This is a genomic window from Robinsoniella sp., from assembly GCF_034124845.1.
This window is the reverse complement of record NZ_JAWYAJ010000026.1, coordinates 1-3,497: the sequence shown is the minus strand read 5'-3', so window position 1 is coordinate 3,497 and position 3,497 is coordinate 1. Positions and strand designations below refer to the sequence as shown.

Annotated in this window: 4 protein-coding genes; all 4 read right to left on the bottom strand. The window is 40.6% G+C overall.

The features are described 5' to 3' along the window. Window positions 1-686: asparagine synthase-related protein (locus ACH2DQ_RS01330; RefSeq protein WP_395025205.1), on the bottom strand; the 686-nt coding region annotated here is incomplete at its 3' end. A 124-nt stretch (window positions 687-810) separates the two neighbouring features. Further along, the gene (locus ACH2DQ_RS01325; protein ID WP_394913781.1) at window positions 811-2,304 is read right to left on the bottom strand and encodes a DUF4179 domain-containing protein; all 1,494 of its coding nucleotides are present in this window, start codon (window positions 2,302-2,304) and stop codon (window positions 811-813) included. Next, window positions 2,279-2,812, bottom strand: a complete 534-nt coding sequence (locus tag ACH2DQ_RS01320) for an RNA polymerase sigma factor (RefSeq protein WP_394913780.1) — start codon at window positions 2,810-2,812, stop codon at window positions 2,279-2,281. The genes ACH2DQ_RS01325 and ACH2DQ_RS01320 overlap by 26 nt, the downstream gene beginning before the upstream one ends. 187 nt (window positions 2,813-2,999) lie before the next feature. Next, window positions 3,000-3,497 (bottom strand): zinc-binding dehydrogenase (locus ACH2DQ_RS01315; RefSeq protein WP_395025202.1); only part of this gene is annotated, 498 nt, incomplete at its 5' end.

Sequence of the window (3,497 nt, the reverse complement as noted above, 5' to 3'; positions counted from 1 at the left end):
ATAAACTCTGAACCGATAATCTTTCTTTTCTGCTCCGGATCACTTACGTTTTCCAGTTTATTCAGGAAACGTTCGCTGGCATCAACATATGCCAGATTTGCATTCAGCTGATTTTTGAATACTTCCACAACGCTTTCGGATTCTCCCTTACGCATGAGGCCATGGTTAACATGAACGCAGACCAGCTGATCTCCAATTGCTTTTAATAACAAAGCTGCAACTACAGAACTGTCTACTCCACCGGACAATGCAAGGAGCACCTTCTTATCTCCAACCTGGCGTTTCACAAGTTCAATCTGGTCTTCTACGAAATTCTTCATATTCCAGTTTGCTTCTGCGTGACAGGTATCAAATACGAATGGTTTCAGTCCTTCTTTTAATGCTTCTTCGTCCTCGGGCCACTCATTCAGGGACACTTCACATTTTGCCAGTTCATGTCCTGCCGCCATGACAGGATATCCTGCTTCATAGATTTCCGGCAATACATCGATACGAACGCCATCAACGATATGGTTTGGCCCGCCGTTTATAATAATTCCCTTTACATTTGGCAATGCCTTTAGTTCCGCCTGTGTGATATCATGCGGGTAAATCTCACTATATACCCCAAGGTCGCGAATCGCCCTGGCTAACACCGTATTTTCCGTACTGCCTAAATCTAAAATTACAATCATGTCTTGCTTCATTATTGTTCCTCCTCCGTATGGTATAGAAATATCTTAGCTGTAAAATGATTTTGTGTCAATACACGTTTTTTCGTTTACGGAGTTATTTTCAATCCTGATGCAAAATGAGCTGACTAATTGTGGATTATTGGGTAATCCCTGTTTCTACGGTTGTGTGATAAATGGCTCTTTCATCTAAAATCTGTTTGAAATTATCTTCTGTCTTATGGCCTTTAATCTCATCCATGTACTCTATGTAATCACATAAATAGATATCTAATTTTGAAATATCTGCTCCGTAAACTGCATAGTCCGTAACATTGCTGCTGTTTCCATAGGGCAGCATTTTTCCACTGGCATCCAGTACTACCGGGAATGTGTCTGCAGCTTTTGTAGTACCTTCATTTAACTGATTTACCTTTAATTCAAATGGAGTAATTTCAACAGATGCAATTCCTAACCCATTTTCATTTTCATTATTAATCTCAATTACTTTTGTTCTGCTTCTGTCAACATTGATGTCCAGATCAAAATTCCAGGAGCCGTTCCACCAGATGTTTTCATGCTCGTTGGGGAATTGGTTCCATTCAGCAGGCTGCTTATTCATGACACTTTTCCACTCTTCATCTGACATGGCAGCCAGTTCATCTCCCGTATAGCCGGAATCCCATACATCCGGATTTGCCTTGTCTGTGATAATCTTCTTAATGTCCAAATTTAATTTGAAATTATCCGGAATTTCCAGGTTCTGAACATCCAGTTGAATGTCCTCTTTCATCGGATCTTTGCCTGCTGCTTCCGCTGCCTCATAAGCATCATTATATTCCTGAAGCGATTCATCCGATACCACCTTAGCGGCCAGTTTGTAGTCAATGCGGATGATACCTGCATATGTATAATCATCCACAAATTTTCCTTCCAGATAATAAAGCTGTTCCTGCGCCTCTTCGTTGAAACTGTATTTCTCACTGGTTAAAAAGCTTATGATCGGCTGGTTATTCTCGCTGCGTGCAAAAATATCAGATACCGGAAATGCTTTCTCGCTGGTTAATTCAAGCGTCATATAAAGTGCCTGGTCATTGCAGTATAATTCTGATAAAGTCATGGTGACTCCATCTGCAGTCTGGGAATACCGTGCCGGTGTGGTAAGGTCTTTTTCTTTCTGACTGGAATCGGCTGCCCGATTGGATGCCTGATTAGTTGCCAAATCAGATGTTTGATCGGTTGCCTGATCAGATGCCTGGTCGGTTGCCTGATCGGTTGCTGCTTCTTTATCATCTGCCAATGCAGTCTTACCATTGGGATTTTCATTGGAATTCCCGCCTAATTTCTCTGCCACTGAGCTGAAATCTCCGGGATAACTGTAATTATCCTGTATCTGTTCAAATATATGTCCAATGATGGGTAACTGGCTTGCCATAACGGGATTCGCCATGCCAAATACAAAGAATGCTGCAAATACCGCAGCCACACTGCCTGCTGCCACCAGGATTTTTTTCCGGATACTTCTGGTATCTCTTGCCTTGCTTTTGCTGCTCTTTATGGTCTGAAACGCCTCATCTGCCTTATTTTTTACTGCTTTAGGTATCTGAATCTCTTCGTTTAATTTATCCTTAAATTCTTGTTCCTGTCGGTTCATGCAATTGTCCTCCTTGTTTTAAATACTCTGTGGAAAATAATTTTCTTCCTCTTGCCAGTCTCGTTTGTACCGTCTTCTCATTCATGTCCAGTATTGTTGCTATCTCTCTGGTATTAAATCCTTCCAGATAATAGAGCAACAGGACCATGCGGTACTTTTCATCCATATCTTTGATTAGTTCATTCCACTCCATATTGCTGTACTCCTGGTCCCATACCGGAATTTCCGGCACCTCATCTGTAAGTAACATACCTTTTTTCTTTCGCAATATATCTTTACATTTATTGATCAGAATACGAATCATCCAGGTTTTAAAATATTTGTTCTGTTTCAAATCTCCTATTTTTTCAAAACAGCTTAATATGGTATCCTGTATGGCATCTGCAACATCTTCATCATTGTTCAGATACGCTTTTGCAACCTTGTACATATTCTGCATATTCAGTTCCATTAACGCAACAAATGCATCGGGATCCTTCCTGCGTGCTTTTTTAATTAGAACATCCAACGTCTTTCCTCCCCGCTTAGATTGGCCAATCTTTAATGTCTTACACTCATTAGACGTAACGCCCCGGCAAAAACCTTCAAATATTTTAAATTATTTTAGCATATAAAAAGAGCAGGTGCAGCATTTCCTTTCATTTCTAAATGCTGCCTGCTCAATATTTGATTCTATACAATATTCATTTGATGTCTTAGCTTACCTTAACTACCCCTTTCACAATTTCTGCCTTATTCCCTACACAATCAGTCAACGCTTCCTGAATATGATCCAGTTCATAATAATTGCTTACAATATTGCGAATGTTAGCCTTGCCGCTGGATACTGCCTCAATTGCAAGCGGATATATATTCCGATATCTGAAAATAGTTTTAAAGGTAAGTTCTTTATCCAGTGCCATTCCAATGGGCAAAGTCATCGTTCCGCTGGGACTATATCCCACAAATACCACAACAGCTCCTTTTTTGGAAACTTTTATGAGCTGTGCAGCAGTTACTTCAGAACCGGCCGTTTCAATCGAAAGATCACATCCCCTTTTGCCGGTCAATTCCAAAATCTTGGCAGACGTGTCGGCTTCCTTACCGTTAATTACTGCATCTGCCCCCAATTCCAAAGCCTTTTTCAGACGATTTTCCATAATATCTACTACTATTACCTTTGATACTCCCATTGCCTTAAGTGCCAGAAGGCT

Bases quoted from the DNA above. Each gene is read 5' to 3' on its own strand.
- ACH2DQ_RS01325 (WP_394913781.1), bottom strand. From the start codon at position 2,304: ATGAACCGACAGGAACAAGAATTTAAGGATAAATTAAACGAAGAGATT.